The following is a 15,926-nucleotide window of genomic DNA, read 5'->3' as shown; positions in this document are numbered from 1 at the left end:
CCTAAGTTGTTGTATCATAAGTGATAGGTTGAATATTTTTAATTAAAAGGTCTGCTAAACATGAATGTTTTAGTTACAGGTGGCATGGGTTACATCGGTAGCCATACAAGTATCCAGATGATCAAAGCAGGAATGACACCTGTACTTTTTGATAGCTTGTATAACAGTAAACCAAGCGTTCTAGAGCGTATCGAAAAAGTATCTGGTGTTCGCCCTAATTTCATTGAAGGTGACGTTCGTGATAAAGCGCTTTTGACTGAAACCATGAAGCAACACAACATTGAAGCCGTTATTCATTTCGCTGGTCTAAAGGCGGTTGGTGAATCTGTGGCTAAGCCACTTGAATACTATGACAATAACGTGAACGGTACGTTAGTTCTTGTTGATGCAATGCGTGACGCTGGTGTGAAAACCTTAGTATTCAGCTCTTCAGCAACGGTCTACGGCGATCCTGCGAGTGTGCCTATCACAGAAGATTTTCCAACAAGCGCAACCAATCCTTACGGTCGTAGTAAGCTAATGGTTGAAGAGTGCTTAACCGATTTCCAAAAAGCCAATCCAGATTGGAGCATTACACTGCTGCGTTACTTTAACCCAGTAGGTTCACACCCAAGTGGTGAGCTAGGTGAAGACCCGCAAGGTATTCCAAATAACCTAATGCCATTTGTATCTCAAGTAGCCGTGGGCCGCCGTGAATTCCTATCGGTATTTGGTAGCGATTATCCAACAAAAGATGGGACTGGTGTTCGTGATTACATCCACGTCATGGATCTGTCTGATGGTCATATCGCGGCGCTTGAGAAAGTAGGGCGTAAAGACGGTCTTCATATCTACAACCTTGGCACTGGTAACGGTTCGAGTGTATTAGATATGGTTAAAGCGTTCGAGAAAGCGAGCGGTAAACAAGTCCCTTATAAACTGGTCGATCGTCGCCCAGGTGATATCGCAGAATGTTGGGCAGACCCTGCTAAAGCTCAGAAAGAGCTCGGCTGGAATGCGACGCGTACATTGACTGAAATGACGGAAGATACATGGCGCTGGCAGTCAACGAATCCTAATGGTTTCCCTGGCTGATCTAGTAGTTTCATGAATGATTAATATACAAAAAGATGCTTTAGGGCATCTTTTTTGATCTAAATCGAATAAAAAGTGAATTAGTGGTTAAAAAGTATCATTCTGTATCGGTTGTTGTTATCATGCTCGCGAATTATATGTTTAATGTTAATTTTCTTTGGAGTTAATCATGGAACTAGGCCTAATTATCACTTTCATCATTGCTGCTGCAGTTATGGTTAAGAAAGAGATGGCAGAGAAGTAATTTCACTTTATCCCTTTTTGATACAATTTTTAGTGAAATAATAAAAGCCAGCGTTTAGCTGGCTTTTTAGTATCTGTTGTATACGTTTCTGTGGTTCAGCTTACTAACGAATTAGAATTCGTATTTAGCGGTGACTGACCAGTTACGACCAGCTTGCGTGTAATCTTTATCTTCTTGTGAGAACCCACGAACATCATTCCACGAATAGTACTCTTCATCCGTAACGTTGAAAAGACCAGCTCTAAGCGTAAGATCCTTCATCGGCAAGTAGTATGCAGTTAGGTCAACTACTGTTGCAGAATCAGTCGGTAGAATTTCGTCTTTTAGACCCGCGCTATTTATATCACTAGACTTCTTGCCAGCTGTATAACTAATGTTAAGCGATGTACCCCATAACGCTGAAGGAGCATCATAGTTAAATCCAACTACAGCATTCCAAGGGTTCACGCTGTTAAGAGGGTTACCTTTACCGTCTTCACCTTCTGTGTACGTAGCTGCAACACGGGTACTCACACCTTGTACCGGCATGAAGCTATTCCAAGACAACGTGTTTGAAGCCTCGATACCTTTGATTACTGCTTCATCAATATTTACATTCTTATATACTGTTGGATCAATAGGAGTCGCTGAACCACTAACAGCTACATTATCAATAAAGTTATCATAGTCGCTGTAGAAGATAGCGATTTCACTTGATGAATAATTTGTGTTGTGGCGCCAACCTAGCTCGTATGAAATACTTTCTTCAGCTTCTAAATCTGGGTTAGGGGCATTAACATAACCGTGAGCTGGATTACCAAATGAATAGTAAAGCTCTTGGAAATCAGGAGCTCTGAATCCTTGGCTAATTTGACCGAAGAGCTTATTTTCGTCATTAAGCGTGTAAGTTGTACCTAAGCGTCCAGTTACAGCTGAGTCTGAATATTTTGCATAAGCTCCTTCAGGGTTTCCACTTGGGTTTTGGCTTGTATCACCAGGATCCGTTTCAAAGCCGTCAAAACGAACCCCCGGAGTAATCATCCAATTTCCGATCGTCATTTCATTTTGTGCAAAGAATCCATACTTTCTTTCTGATGCTGAAGGAATATAGAAGATAACTTGGTCTGCACTGATAGAGTTATATTCGTTATTAACGTTTTTAATATCTTTGTCCGAATATGAAGCACCATAGATAAAGTAATTTTCTACATTACCTGTCATGAAGAACTTATCGAATTGCACATCAAGCTGATAGCCTTCATCTTCGTAGATATAGTCTTTTTTCTGAACGTTACCAGCTGGCGGTAAGAACATACTACCACCCTTAGATGTACGATTAGTTATACCGTTTTCTTCTTTGCTCAGCCAGTCAGCTTGCCAAGTAACGGTGTCGGCAAACGCTAAGTTAGCATCCCAAATATGTTTGATACCAATTTGCTGTTGGCTAGTCGAATCTTCGCCAGTGTAACCGGTGTAGCTTGAGCTATTTAAATCGGTATCACCTGAATTCTCGATAAAATTACCTGAGAATTCTAAACGATGTTGTTCATTGAATTGATATTGAAGCTTAACCAGTAAGTTGTTGTTTTGATTATCTTGTTCATCAGGTGTACCGAAGTTTTCAGTTTGCTCACCATCCCTGCGAGTATAAGCAACTAGCGTTTCAAGATCTCCAATACGATTCGCTAAGGCAACAGATTCGCTAAATGTGTTATCAGATGAAGAGTAGTTGAACTTCGCGTGCCCCCCGAAATCTTTGCCTTTTAAAAAGTCACTTGGGTCTTTTGTTTCAAACGCAGCAATACCACCAATAGCGTCTGAACCGTAAAGAGAAGAAGCCGCACCTTTAACTATCTCTACAGACTTCAACATGTCCGTATCAATATCAACGCGCGAAGAGTTGATGAAGTTATATGACTGAGTACCACTCGGGGTAAATTGGCTAGTTTGTGATACTCCATCAACGATAACCTTTACTCGGTTACCTTCCATACCACGAATATTAATACCTTGAATCCCCTGGCGAGAATTCGTAGTGACGGTGACACCTGGTGTGTACTTAAATAAATCGTTTACATCCGTTACCATGTTTTTTTCGATATCTTTATCGTTAATCACAGTTACCGATGCAGCAACATCTTCAAGTTGTTGATTAGTACGAGTCGAAGATACAACAACCTCATCAAATAGGGCATAATCGTCAGCAAAAGCTGATGTTGATGAAAGCGCCAAAACGATTGAAGCAGAGAGTAGGGATTGCTTATACATCTGATAGTTACCTTAGTTCCATAGTATTATCTTGATTTGCGAAAGATAATATTGGATCTAAATGATAATTACTATTATTTGCATTTAAATAATTTTCAATATTATCAACTAATTCATAATTAACAATCTTAAATATCTGTATTAAAAAGACTTTTACAGTTCCATTCATAGCCTGAATGCTTCTGTTTTTGTGATTCAAGTCTCATTTATAAAGTAGGAAAGCTATGCATAGTCCAATAACACTTGAAGCATTACACATATTAGATGCCATTGATCGTCGTGGGAGTTTCGCAGCTGCAGCGAATGAACTAGACCGAGCGCCTTCTTCATTGAGTTATCAAATCCAGAAGTTAGAGCAAGACTTAGATATCATGATTTTTGATCGCTCAGGCCACCGTGCAAATTTCACGGAAGCGGGGCAGTTAATCTTAGAGCAAGGTAGAATCATTCTTGGTGCCACTGAACAACTCGTTAACGATGCGAGTATTCTTGCTAATGGCTGGGAGCTAGATTTAACCATTGCCTTTGATGGCATCATTCCTATTGCCAATTTCTTCCCGTTGGTCGACGAACTAGGGAAAATCAGCAAAACACGTGTTCGCTTACAAGAAGAGATCTTAGCCGGATGTTGGGAATCCCTGACAGATGGCCGAGCCGATTTATTGGTATGTCCCAAGCTCGACACGATTCCAAACGATATGAAAAGTGACATCATTGGTAAGATGGAAATGGTATGGGTCGCTGCAACAAACCACTACGTTCATAAGCGCTCTGGCGATTTCGATCAAAAAGCGAGGGAAAGTTACAGGGTTGTTGCAATTGCGGATACTGCACGCGATCAACCAGCGTTAAGTCGCAACATTCTCGAGAAACAACCTCGTTTAACCGTAACAAGCTTCCCTGCAAAGGTGGAGGCCCTGACAACTGGATTAGGGATTGGCACCTTGCCGAGTAGTATTGCTAAGCCGCTGATTGAATCTGGCGTTCTACAGCAGATTTCGGGTACAGAACCACAGCCGATCGATATCGTCATGGCTTGGCGACGCAACAAAATGGGCGACGCCAAGTCTTGGTGTATCCAACATCTTAAAAAGACATGGGCGTTAAAGTAACGGTAACACCATATCTGCAGTACCATCTTCAAAACTGATATCTAGCTCGAAGCCGAGCTTTTGAGCTAGTGTCAGCATCCCTCTATTCGTTGGCATCGTCATGCCCGACATCTGTTTAGTCTGCTTCGCACGGCAGTAATCAATAACCTTAGTCATAAGAATACGACCTAAGCCGACACCTTTCAGATCGGAACGTATCAGAATCGCGAACTCGGCATCGGTGTTCTCTGGGTTAATTAGCGCTCTCGATACACCAATAATCGCAGGCACACCTTGTTCCTTACGAACCACCACAAACGCGATTTCTCTATCAAAATCAATCTGAGTAAAGTTCGCCAACGCCTCATGATTGAATTCACCAACATCACTAAAGAAACGCTTATAAAGATCCTCTTTAGATACGCGATTAATAAAGTCAGCATGAAGCGGTTCATCTTCAGGAAGAATAGGGCGTAGCAACACTTCGGTGCCGTCCTTGAGTACGATATTCTCTTCAAGCTCGACCGGATAAGGGCGAATCGCAAGACGTTCTTGTGGATCGCCTTCGTACGCTTTCAAGATGATATCGGCATCTAATATCGTGAACTTGTCACCATTGGCTAGTACTGGGTGGATATCCAAATCATGTATTTCAGGGCAATCCACTACCATTTGCGATATACGAACCAGCAACTCAGAGAGCCCTTCAATGTCGATCGGGTTAGGCAGTTTTTGCAGGCGAATCTTGCCACTTTTTATCGCCCTAATGATCAAGTAACGCGCCAGTGTCATGTTAAGCGGTGGGAAAGCAGCAGCGGCATCAATTGATTCGTCCCACTCAGAGCCACCTTGGCCAAGTAAAATGATAGGGCCAAAGGTTTCATCCGTTGTAACCTTAACTCGCAGTTCTTGGCCGCCTGCAAGCTTGGCCATACCTTGAATCAACAAGCCATGGATATGAGCAGTAGGGAACGACAATTGAGATCGATCGAGAATTGCCTGAGCGGCATTCGCGACTTCACTACTGTTTCGTAAATTGAGCATCACACCTTGAACATCCGACTTATGCGCAATGTCTGGTGAGCGAAGTTTTACGGCGACCGGGTAACCGATCGTTTCAGCAATGTGCACCGCTTCACTTGGGTCAGAAGCAATCCAAGTTGGCAACACATCAAGATTGAAGTGCTTGAAAAACTGACTGTTTTGATGGGTATCAAGACTAACTGTATCTTTATCCAGTAGTTGGCGCTCTATCCAATTTTTGGCATCTGCTAAGTCTTCAATGTGCACTTTTTCTGCCGTGGTCGGCGTTTCCATTAACTGACGTTGGTTGCGTCTGTACTCGACCAGGTGCATGAATGCGACCACTGAACTTTCAGGCGTTCGATAGGTTGGGAAACCCGCTTCCGTAAACAGCTTTCTCGCTGGCCTTGCGGTTAACTCACCAGACCAATTCGTTAAGATATTAAAGCGCTTGTGGCGAGGATGCTTTTTAATCGCCTCAGTAATTCGCTCTGCTGTTTTGGCTGAATGTGCGACCGCAGAAGGGCTGTGCATGATAAGAATGGCATCCGCTTCATCACCATCGAGCAAGATGTTTATGGTGTCGATATAGCGTTGATCGCCGGCATCGCCAACAATGTCGATAGGATTGCTATGAGACCAACTCGATGGCAAAACCTTACTGAGTTTATCGAGCGTATCTTCAGATAATTCTGCGAGCTTACCGCCGCGGTCAAATAGGGTGTCCACGGCCATAATTGCAGGGCCGCCACCATTGGTAACAATAGCCAAGCGCTCGCCACGCAAGGGCACTGAATGAGTCAGTGTCTCTACCGCAGCAAACAGTTCATGTAAGTTCTTAACTCGCAACATACCGCTACGTCGGATCGCAGAGTCATAGATAATGTCTAAGGTATCGGCACCACCAGTATGTGCCATGGCCGCTGCTCGGCCTTTCGCTGTTCGTCCGCCTTTGAGCACTAGAATTCGTCGGTTGCGTGACGCTGCACGCGCTGCTGAGATAAAGCGCCTCGCATCAGTAATGCTATCGACATAAAGCAATATCGCTTCGGTGTGAGAATCGGTACTCAGATAATCCAAGAGTTCCGAGAATTCAATGTCACTGCCATTGCCTATCGAGATAAACGCTGAGAAGCCAATCTCTTTGTCGTTCGCCCAATCGAGAATCGTGGTACACACTGCAGCCGACTGAGAAACAAAGGCGATTTTACCTGGCAGCGCAGTTACCGGAGAAAAAGAGGCATTCAAATTTAACCAAGGGACAATAATCCCCAAGCTATTGGAGCCAAGCACCCGAATGTTGTGTTTTTTAGCAATCGCTAGGCATCGTGCATCATACGTTTCGCCATTATCGCTTTGTTGCTGCATGTCGGAAGAAAGCACAATGACAGAGGCTATGCCTTTCTCGGCCAGCTCTTCAAAAATGGCCACATTACGGGTCGCATTGGTACAGAGAATCGCAAGGTCAGGCACGATAGGCAGTGACAAAATGTTCTTGTATGAGAGTACGCCTGCCACCGAGTCATATTTTGGCGTAACGGGCATCACCGCACCTTTAAAATCCCCGTGCAACAAATTGTTCATGACGATATATCCCGCGCGCGTTTCTCGTTGAGAAGCACCAACAACAGCGATTGAACGGGGTTTAAGGAGGGGATCAAGATGATTCATAGACATATCCTAGCAATGCACGTAAGTTCATCGTAACTTACTTTTCACTCACGGGTTGATGGCAAATTCACCGAATTCAGATGAATAAGCAAACACTGCATAAAGTTTGTGAAATAGGTCACCCACTAATGGTGTATAATCTCAAAGTTAACTTGATTCTAAACCGACGTATCGGCATGATTTATAGTAATTATTATTAAGGATATAGAGCTTTCCATGAAAAAATTTGCAATTGTGACTTTGCCACTGCTCTTGGCTGCATGTGTATCTGACGACTACGTTACAAATGTAACTTCAGATAGTTATCAAGAAGAGTACAAAACGGCAAAAGTTGAAGCTCCAGTTGTATCTCAATCTGAGCAAACAGGCGTTGTTGAAGAAAACGTTGTCAACGTGATCAGAACCGAACCTGTTGAGCAGAAAGTCACTCAAACGACTAAAGCTAAGCCAGTTGCAGTAGTAACAGGCCCAACGAAGAAACAACAAGATATGAACCAGCGTTTTGGTTACACGGTTCAAGTTGTTGCTGTTGGCAGCCAGAGTAAAGTCGATTCTTTCGTGAAAATGCTACCTACGACTTCTCAACCAGTTTGGGAAAACTACAAAATGGTTAACGGCACTAAGTGGTTTACCGTACTTTACGGTGATTACGCAACACGCTTAGAAGCTAAAAAGGCAATCTCAACGCTGCCAACCACTTTCCAAAACTTGAAGCCGTTTGTTAAGAGCATTGATGACATCAAGAACTCTGAATACCCAACGCTTAACAAGTTGAACTAAGTTTTAATTCATAAAGAGGGAGCAAATGCTCCTTCTTTTGTTTTAAGACCAGCAGTTTTGTTTAATAGTTAATCGCTCGTTCTTTCGAACACAATTTTAACGTTCAAAACACTGTACCTATTTCGACTTTTGTTTATCATTGAAGTCAGTATTCCTAGTTTCAAGGACCGAATTTACCCATGAACACCATTAACATCCTTCTACTTTGTGGCGGTGGATCTTCAGAGCATGAAGTATCTTTAGTTTCAGCCAATTACCTTTTTGAACAACTGAATAGCGTTGCAGATTTTAACGTTGTCAGAGTTGAAATTAAAAACGAAGGCTGGTGTCTTGATTCAGGTGAATTGGTTTATCTAGATATCACTAATCAAACCTTACGTGGCGACAACCTAGAATCTAAAGTCGATTTCATTGTGCCTTGTATTCACGGCTTCCCGGGTGAAACTGGTGACATTCAATCATTATTTGAAATGGCTAAGATTCCGTACTTAGGTTGTGGTTCTGAAGCGAGCAACAACAGCTTCAACAAAATCACTTCAAAGCTTTGGTACGACGCACTTGGCATCCCAAACACGCCGTATCTGTTTTTATCAGACAACAACGACCAAGCTCATTCACAAGCGACTCAAGCTTTTGAAAATTGGGGTAAAGTGTTCGTGAAGGCGGCTCGTCAAGGTTCTTCTGTAGGTTGTTACCAAGTTAACCAAGTGGAAGACTTAAGCGAAGCGATCAATAAGGCGTTTACCTTCTCTGATCAAGTGCTGGTTGAGAAATCAGTTGTGCCTAGAGAGCTAGAAGTTGCCGCTTATGAAATCGATGGTGAGCTACACATCAGCAAACCGGGCGAGGTGATTGCACCTAATGGCGCATTTTACTCTTACGAAGAGAAATACAGCTCAGACAGCCACTCAATTACAGAAGTTGAAGCAAATAACTTAACAGATGAACAACTAGAGTTAATTGCAGACAGTGCTCGCAAAGTATTCACCCAAATGAAGCTTCGTCACTTGTCTCGTATCGATTTCTTCTTAACACAAGACAACGAGATCTACCTGAATGAAGTCAACACCTTCCCAGGTATGACACCAATTTCCATGTTCCCTAAAATGGTTGAACATGATGGCCACAAATTCAGCCAGTTCCTAGAGAACTGTGTGAGAACAAGCATTTCTTAGTTGTTTCAAAATATCTTAGCGAGTCTTACACCACTGGCTAAAGAACATAATAGTGCCTTGAGCTTATTGCCAAGGCACTAGTGTTTTAAACTTCATCTTCTCAGTCTCAGCCGTCCCCGAGTAACCCACATATTGCGCAGGCATTGCAGGGCTGAGCCAACGACCAAAATCCTGAATCTCCCTCACCTTAAGACCTTGTTTTGACAACTCTTGTGCGGCACCCACACGAATCGAATTCCCTGAAAAATGGTGGTTTTCTGCGAGTTGAAGTAAGTCGCTTGCACTTCTTAGTATCCTATAGATCGACGAATCATCTAAAGGTTGCAGGCTGATATTCTCATGCTTGTCTATCGCTCGAAACACGGGTAACTCATCTTGTGTTCCAGTAAACGCAAACCAACGCTGAAGTGCAGCACTGGCTACTTGCGACAGCCGATACGCTGAATCTTTTACTGTAATCAGGTAATCAGTTTCAACGCACTCGACATTACCCATTGATAACGCCTTAAGTTCTGATCGTTTTAAAGCACACTCAAACATCACATTATAAATGGCGATGTCTCTGATCTCTTTTAAGCTCGATTTCTCATTTGAAAGTAACGTGTTTAACTCAGCGAGGTGTGCAGATGTCATGGCATTGGTTTGCTTAGCGTCGCCAGCCATTTGAGCTTGCAAGTGGAGCAGGGCAAAACGAACTTGTCTATGCTTGATTGGGTTGGCAAAGCTCAACACAGTATGCAACAAACTAAGCGTTGCAGTGTAACGTTTTAAAGATGCGTATTTTCTGTCACTGGATTCCGTCTCTAGAAAACGACGAACAGCAGTAATAGAGGCTGGGAGAGTGTTGATACGGTTTTTAGTACAGAACGCATGGTAGCGATTCCAATCACTGTAGATACCCAGCAGTGAGTTACGAGAGTACTGGTATCCTGTTAACTCATCTATAATTTCAATTGTCGCGTGCCTGTTCAATTTTTCAACAAATGAATTAATTGTCACAGAGTCGGTTAAAATAGGGACTTTTTTTCGCAAATTACCGTACCTCGACAGGTGTTTTTACCATATTATGCTTGATATCATTATAAGTATACTTATGATTAATACAGTGAAAACAAAAAGATGATTAATAGATATGGCTAATTCAATTTACCGTAGCGTCCATCTGCAATCGATGGATACGAATAACACCATTTGGCGTGCTAAGTTAAAAAACAATGTGATTCAGGGCAACCTAGCTGCCGTGAAGAAGAGTATTGATTGGTGGATTGACACGGCGTCTATTATTGACCCTAAAGAGTTCACTGCATTAAATAAGTCGAGAGGAACTGGTGGCCTAACTGAAAACTTCAACGGCTATCAGATCAAGAATGACACCGGTGAGCCTAACGCGTGGTATTGCATGTTTAACGGGCGTCTTATCAAAGGCGGCAAGATTGCAATCCAGCGTCATATAGAAGCTTACTTACTCGCAAAACAAAAAGCAGAGCAACAAAAGAAGTAATTTATGAGCCTAGTATATTCAACAGAAACAGGTCGCATTAAACCTGAAGAAGAGAAAGTCCAACGTCCTAAAGGCGATGGTATCGTTCGAATCCAAAAAGAAACCAAAGGCCGTAAAGGCAAAGGCGTTTCTATCGTAACGGGCTTAGAGCTAGATGACGCACCATTAAAACTAATGGCAGCGGAACTCAAAAAAGTGTGTGGCTGCGGCGGCTCAGTAAAAGATGGCAACATCGAGATTCAAGGCGACGCTCGTGACAAGCTCAAAGCGCATCTTGAAAAGAAAGGCTACAAAGTTAAATTTGCTGGCGGTTAAGCTCTAACTAATGCCAGGGGTAAAATCGAAGATTATTATCACTGGTTATTAGGTATTTTATGGTAAATAGCCAATATGGTTAAATACACAGTATAATTCAGAGAATATCGACACCAAATAAAGGCAGGGCATCACATAGAGATACCTGCCTTATAAACACCAAAATCAATTTAACATAACGTACATAATACGCACTAAGCGTGTTATTAAGTGAGACAGTACAAACTACGTTTGTTGCTCCTTTATGCTCTACAAGCAAGCTTATAGCAGCAGAAAGCGAGCTTAATCTAACTATCATGAGTACCAGAAGCCAACGAAAATACGCGAGCATGCATAAGAACGCCTTGCAGGCTTTCTATTTCATTAAGCAAATGCTCCGTAATCCCTGCACGAATATCATCTGTATAAGCCCCAGACTCCAAAAACATAGAAATACTATGCAGACGGTTAACCTGGTCTGAAATATCATCCAGAGTGAATTTATCGCATGATTTTTTCTTATCCATAGATAGCTCTAAAATATCCGAGCTATTGCTATTGCTTTCAGTGTTTACAATAATTGTATTCATATGTTTATTCCTAATTTTCGTGGTTGGGGTTTCATACATTCAGGGACGCTGTAACGTCCCTGAATGCTCACAGCAAAAAAATCAATCTATACGACCTTTCCTTAGGCAAGACAGCATATATCTCTTCAAAGCAACTGTCGGAGAAGACTGATCGCGCTTACATAGCTTTTTAAAATCCTCCTTAAGCTCAGAGTTACAACGAAAGTTAAAATTCGAATCCAAATCATCAGAGTAAGACTTGTTTCTATCCTCATTAATTTGGCGCACTTTCTTGGTGTCCCAAGGACTAGGTATATCTGACATAAAGCACCCTATTGCAATTGCATTGAAATCACAAAAAGAATAACAGACGACATTTGCAATTACAAGAGATTCGCAAATGCTTTTTTCAGGCAAAAACGAAGAAATCTAACTTATTGATAATAAAAGGAATGCAAAGCGTTAATACCGAAATGGTACAAGAGTACACTATTAAAGATAGTGTACTCTCCATCCAAAACGCTGTGCGCGTTTTGGGTCCCTCCCGACGAAACGGGCCCCTCCCAAAACGCGCACAGCTGTTAGATAAAAAGAGAAACTGAATCTAATGAAGCTAGGAACGTAAGCAAGGAGAGATTTTAAAAACTAGTGGTATGTCATTTTTTAACATACTGGTATGTCATGCAATAACAAACTCAGAATGTTAGTGCGCATTGTGCAAATTATGTTACGGGTTAACTTCTAACAACGATTTTCCTAACGGGCATCAAAAAGGCCAGACAAGCTGACCTCCTCATTGAGCATGTTACTCACCCACGTTCTTATTCAGTTAAGCAAAGCAAACCACTCAACATAATTTAGACCCATAATACGCACTGAGTGTGTGTAAACCCCAGATAGTAATGTCACTATTTTCCAAAGTTATCCTTATCATCGTTTCCTCTTAAACCCTTAATACAACTGGCGCCTCAAGCATATTGAGTTCACCAGCATTCTTTTAATCCAATCATTATACGCGTGGCCAACATCTACATGATTCGTTTACACAAAGCCGAACAACGAGAACATTTGTTCCGTCTGTCTGACTTACATCTTCTTGTACTCATAATTCACCGCGCTGTGTGTAAACCTTGTGTGCATTGCTGTCGTTTCTTTTTTAGATTTTACACACGCCACCGTGTTTCTTGTTGGCTACACACGTTGAATTCTGTTTTGTGTTATCCACTAAGCCAGTTAATTTTTCTCGTGTGAACTCGTCTGTAAATTTCCATGCTGAGTTTTTTAAACCAAACTTTACAGCTCGCTCTAAAGTTTATATTACGAGTAGTGCGGTAGACATTACAAACGCGGTGTCTGTTGAGCTCGGGCTTGGATCCAGCACGCTAGATGGACACCATTCACTTAAGATCTCGAGCATTGTTTTCCACGGTAAAATCATCAACAAAGCTTTGTTAGGCGAACTCTTAATTGGATTATGGGTGACGTATGCCATCTGTTATGTAGGTTGTGCGTTACACATCGCACAGCGAAGCAGAACGCGTGCAGCAGAGCAACAACGCCATTTGACCGAAGAAATTGAAGAGCTCAAGGTAAAGGCAACAACCGATCCGTTGACCGGATGTAGAAACCGAACCGAAGCGTTAGATACCTTCTATGATTTCGAATGGCTGGCGCAACAAGGAAAAACCATTCACATCGCGTTGTTTGATTTAGACCATTTTAAGCAGATCAATGATCAACATGGCCATGAAGTGGGTGACAAAGTACTTATTCAGTTTGTCGCAACGGCGAACGAGAGCCTTGGTGAGCAGTACTTGCTTTATCGCTGGGGTGGTGAGGAGTTTCTACTCGTTTGCCTCGAGCAAACTGCGCTACAGTGTAACGAATCTATCGATAATTTTTACCTAGCAATGGACCAAAGCCTTTGGCCTAAAGCGCTTAAAGTAACGACTTCGACCGGAGTAACGCAGCTTAAGGAACATGAATCGATACGTACCGCCATCAAACGTGCAGACAAAGCACTCTACCAAGCGAAAAACAACGGACGAAACCAAGTCGTTACGTTTTACTAAGGCTCGCTAGACTGGACCGCAGCTACACATTCAACTCAGGCCACTACTCAATCAACAAGCCATTAATACCCAGTCGATATCTGCTCTCCACTTAAGCACCCATCAAATTTTTAACCGCTGACTAAACAAGCCCATAAGCTTTGCTGTCTCATCAGAACTCAAATCGATTCGTATGCCTATAAGCGCGCTGTCGCCATCTGCTATAACACCGTTTGCTAGAAAACCATCTGTAATAACGTCATCAATGGCATTCTCCGGTTGATACGTATCGTACCTGAATCGCTCTATAAACAGCTCTTCCTTACGCCTCTAAGCTTCTCCTTAGCACTTGTTCTTAAGTTCACATATTTGGCGAGTAAAGCTTGCTCTAAGCGGCGGTAAGTCACTCGCGGTATCGGTTTTGAACATTACCGTCGTCACTTATCTCGCACTGTTCTTAGATGAAATCCTCATTTGTCTGCTTCTGAACATTCACTCGTATCCGCTAAAAACAGAAGTCACAACGTCACTAGCCTTAAAAAACGCCACACATTGAACTACTTAGGTATGGTGACATAAATGCTGACACCTAAAGTGGCAATTGTTTTACTTTCAGATCTTGATGTAATTTAATTACAAATAGAAACCGAGAAAAGCCTATAAAGTGGATTATTTCACTGTAACTTACTGAATAAGCTTAATTTAAGGGTTTTGGGTAGGTTGGGATTTAGGGTAACTAAAGAGTTCGGATGTACGAAGGGTAACAATATTTAGTTATAGTGCACTAAGGGGTTAAAAAAGAAGGGCTGATGCCCTACTCTTCTTTATTACTCATTTCTTCACGAATTTGCTCAGCAACGATTTTGATAGCTTGTGCTGTGCTGATGCCCTGAGTCATCATTTCTTGAATTCGTTCAACAGCTTTCTGTTGTTCTTCGTGAGAAAGGGTTGGTAAGTCGTTTAGCATGCTCTGCTCCTTTATTTAGGAGCAGAACTATATAAGGACTGTTAGTAACTAGCAAGGAAATTGATTGAAGCACCCATTGCATTTTCGTTTGTGTAGTTTGCACTTAGATCTAACTGGAACAAGTTGAGTGGCGAGATACCAATACCGGCTGTGACTGTTCCTTCCGAATCAGAGTAAGCTAGGTTCTTGTAGTACCCTCCTCTTAACTTAAGCTGACGCAGAAGATCGACTTCGGTACCAACACGAATCATCTGTTCGTTATCAGCAAACGAAGTAAACTTCTCAGTCTCGTTTAGGTCGTAATCAACACTGAAAGAAAAGTAATCCGATACGATGCCGGCACCCACTGTGTATACCGGTTCAAGTTGGTAAGTGTATTTACCGCCAACTTGGTGTGTCGCACTACTTGTGCTGCTGTTTAGCGTTCTCGTCGTATCTTTGGTTTCGATGTCTCGAGAGATTAAGTTAGTTGCAGCAACACCCACTCGGAATGGGCCGAAGAACCAAAGCGCACCAGCATCCATGTTAAATGCAGTTTCGCCGTCACTGTTTTCTCTTACATCAGATAAATCGTAATCATCAACCGATGCAACATAGTTGTACGTGTAAATACGTTGGATTTTAGGTGTGATACCAAATGAGATGTGTTGGCCCATAAAGGTTTGGTATTTTGCTAAAGAAAGGCCGACTTCTGCGACACCGATTGAAACCGCTTCAACGGTAGACAGTTCCACTTTATCTGCATCTGAACCTGTTGTGTAAACGTTAGGTGTTGCAAATGATTCTGTGTAGGCTTTAGCGAAAAGGTTTGCCGCGATAAACTGATTAGGAAGAGCAAAGGCGACTACACCACCCAGTTCAACATTGGCTTGGTTGCCATCCAATTTATTCAGCGCCGCATCGAGTTCTGCAGTATTTGATGCATCAACAACACTATCGATGTTCGATTTCATGTCGTTGGGGTCGTTATAGCTACCACCAAAACTTGGCGTGATCATTCCCATATCATCGTTACGACGATAAATGGCAACAAGTGCTGGGTTATAGAATGGAGCGGTTAGGAAGTTTGCTGAAACAACACCAACACCACCCATCGCATCACCACGCGCTTCAATGGCGTAGTTTGCTGCTGAAAGAGGAAGACTGGCGAATGCAATTGATGCTGCGAGTAGTTTAGTCGTATTTTTCATGCCGTTTATCTTTGTTAGATCCCTTACATAGTTAACGGCTCAATTCTAA

At 42.4% G+C, this 15,926-nt stretch carries 12 protein-coding genes and 1 pseudogene; 7 read left to right on the top strand and 6 right to left on the bottom strand.

Going from position 1 to position 15,926, the window contains the following annotated elements; all coding sequences use genetic code 11:
* Window positions 1–60 precede the first annotated feature (60 nt).
* Complete coding sequence (gene galE, locus AC3CHU_RS23060) at window positions 61–1,074, top strand: UDP-glucose 4-epimerase GalE (RefSeq protein WP_171308644.1); 1,014 nt, start codon at window positions 61–63, stop codon at window positions 1,072–1,074.
* A 355-nt stretch (window positions 1,075–1,429) separates the two neighbouring features.
* Here galE and AC3CHU_RS23055 read toward each other — a convergent pair whose 3' ends face one another.
* Entirely contained in the window at window positions 1,430–3,565 is a 2,136-nt protein-coding gene (locus AC3CHU_RS23055; RefSeq protein ID WP_488525768.1) for a TonB-dependent hemoglobin/transferrin/lactoferrin family receptor, read from the bottom strand.
* 224 nt (window positions 3,566–3,789) lie between these two features.
* Between AC3CHU_RS23055 and AC3CHU_RS23050 the strand changes: the two genes are divergently transcribed.
* Entirely contained in the window at window positions 3,790–4,677 is an 888-nt protein-coding gene (locus tag AC3CHU_RS23050) for a LysR family transcriptional regulator (RefSeq protein WP_479275276.1), read from the top strand.
* Here AC3CHU_RS23050 and AC3CHU_RS23045 read toward each other — a convergent pair.
* Window positions 4,669–7,350 (bottom strand): bifunctional acetate--CoA ligase family protein/GNAT family N-acetyltransferase, encoded by a 2,682-nt coding sequence (locus AC3CHU_RS23045; RefSeq protein WP_488525767.1) that lies wholly within the window; start codon window positions 7,348–7,350, stop codon window positions 4,669–4,671. The genes AC3CHU_RS23050 and AC3CHU_RS23045 overlap by 9 nt on opposite strands.
* A 216-nt stretch (window positions 7,351–7,566) precedes the next feature.
* On the opposite strand from AC3CHU_RS23045, the gene AC3CHU_RS23040 reads away from it, so the two are divergent.
* Both AC3CHU_RS23040 and AC3CHU_RS23035 read left to right on the top strand, forming a co-directional pair.
* Entirely contained in the window at window positions 7,567–8,130 is a 564-nt protein-coding gene (locus AC3CHU_RS23040) for an SPOR domain-containing protein (RefSeq protein WP_004730988.1), read from the top strand.
* A 179-nt stretch (window positions 8,131–8,309) separates the two neighbouring features.
* Complete coding sequence (locus AC3CHU_RS23035; RefSeq protein ID WP_488525766.1) at window positions 8,310–9,305, top strand: D-alanine--D-alanine ligase; 996 nt, start codon at window positions 8,310–8,312, stop codon at window positions 9,303–9,305.
* Between the two features lie 63 nt (window positions 9,306–9,368).
* Here the strand turns inward: AC3CHU_RS23035 and AC3CHU_RS23030 are convergent, their stop codons facing one another.
* Window positions 9,369–10,337 carry a tyrosine-type recombinase/integrase gene (locus tag AC3CHU_RS23030; protein ID WP_237298130.1) on the bottom strand — a complete coding sequence of 323 codons (969 nt, stop codon included), beginning with the start codon at window positions 10,335–10,337 and terminating at the stop codon, window positions 9,369–9,371.
* 100 nt (window positions 10,338–10,437) lie between these two features.
* Here AC3CHU_RS23030 and AC3CHU_RS23025 point away from each other — a divergent pair, with 100 nt between their 5' ends.
* Both AC3CHU_RS23025 and yciH read left to right on the top strand, forming a co-directional pair.
* Window positions 10,438–10,806 carry a DUF3319 domain-containing protein gene (locus AC3CHU_RS23025; protein ID WP_108192982.1) on the top strand — a complete coding sequence of 123 codons (369 nt, stop codon included), beginning with the start codon at window positions 10,438–10,440 and terminating at the stop codon, window positions 10,804–10,806.
* A gap of 3 nt (window positions 10,807–10,809) precedes the next feature.
* On the top strand, window positions 10,810–11,121 hold the full coding sequence (gene yciH / locus AC3CHU_RS23020) for a stress response translation initiation inhibitor YciH (protein WP_488525765.1): 312 nt from the start codon (window positions 10,810–10,812) through the stop codon (window positions 11,119–11,121).
* A 287-nt stretch (window positions 11,122–11,408) separates the two neighbouring features.
* Here the strand turns inward: yciH and AC3CHU_RS23015 are convergent, their stop codons facing one another.
* The gene (locus AC3CHU_RS23015) at window positions 11,409–11,690 is read right to left on the bottom strand and encodes a hypothetical protein (protein ID WP_488524360.1); all 282 of its coding nucleotides are present in this window, start codon (window positions 11,688–11,690) and stop codon (window positions 11,409–11,411) included.
* 1,295 nt (window positions 11,691–12,985) lie between these two features.
* On the opposite strand from AC3CHU_RS23015, the pseudogene AC3CHU_RS23010 reads away from it, so the two are divergent.
* A pseudogene (locus AC3CHU_RS23010) lies at window positions 12,986–13,741 on the top strand (GGDEF domain-containing protein); the annotation flags it as partial.
* A gap of 793 nt (window positions 13,742–14,534) precedes the next feature.
* Here the strand turns inward: AC3CHU_RS23010 and AC3CHU_RS23005 are convergent.
* Window positions 14,535–14,687: a YoaH family protein gene (locus AC3CHU_RS23005; RefSeq protein ID WP_004731009.1), complete on the bottom strand. Its 153-nt coding sequence runs from the start codon at window positions 14,685–14,687 to the stop codon at window positions 14,535–14,537.
* 41 nt (window positions 14,688–14,728) lie between these two features.
* Entirely contained in the window at window positions 14,729–15,877 is a 1,149-nt protein-coding gene (locus AC3CHU_RS23000; RefSeq protein WP_017079243.1) for a conjugal transfer protein TraF, read from the bottom strand.
* Window positions 15,878–15,926 lie beyond the last annotated feature (49 nt).

The sequence above is a fragment of the Vibrio sp. QJM3NY_39 genome (genome assembly GCF_057785895.1).
Note: the sequence above shows the minus strand (reverse complement) of the source record. Positions and strands in the feature narration are given on the sequence as shown.

Excerpts from the sequence above, each read along its gene's own strand:
- AC3CHU_RS23025 (WP_108192982.1), top strand. The coding sequence starts at position 10,438 with ATGGCTAATTCAATTTACCGTAGCGTCCATCTGCAATCGATGGATACG.
- AC3CHU_RS23000 (WP_017079243.1), bottom strand. The coding sequence starts at position 15,877 with ATGAAAAATACGACTAAACTACTCGCAGCATCAATTGCATTCGCCAGT.
- yciH (WP_488525765.1), top strand. The coding sequence starts at position 10,810 with ATGAGCCTAGTATATTCAACAGAAACAGGTCGCATTAAACCTGAAGAA.
- AC3CHU_RS23045 (WP_488525767.1), bottom strand. The coding sequence starts at position 7,350 with ATGAATCATCTTGATCCCCTCCTTAAACCCCGTTCAATCGCTGTTGTT.
- AC3CHU_RS23040 (WP_004730988.1), top strand. The coding sequence starts at position 7,567 with ATGAAAAAATTTGCAATTGTGACTTTGCCACTGCTCTTGGCTGCATGT.
- AC3CHU_RS23050 (WP_479275276.1), top strand. The coding sequence starts at position 3,790 with ATGCATAGTCCAATAACACTTGAAGCATTACACATATTAGATGCCATT.
- AC3CHU_RS23035 (WP_488525766.1), top strand. The coding sequence starts at position 8,310 with ATGAACACCATTAACATCCTTCTACTTTGTGGCGGTGGATCTTCAGAG.
- AC3CHU_RS23055 (WP_488525768.1), bottom strand. The coding sequence starts at position 3,565 with ATGTATAAGCAATCCCTACTCTCTGCTTCAATCGTTTTGGCGCTTTCA.
- AC3CHU_RS23005 (WP_004731009.1), bottom strand. The coding sequence starts at position 14,687 with ATGCTAAACGACTTACCAACCCTTTCTCACGAAGAACAACAGAAAGCT.
- AC3CHU_RS23015 (WP_488524360.1), bottom strand. The coding sequence starts at position 11,690 with ATGAATACAATTATTGTAAACACTGAAAGCAATAGCAATAGCTCGGAT.
- galE (WP_171308644.1), top strand. The coding sequence starts at position 61 with ATGAATGTTTTAGTTACAGGTGGCATGGGTTACATCGGTAGCCATACA.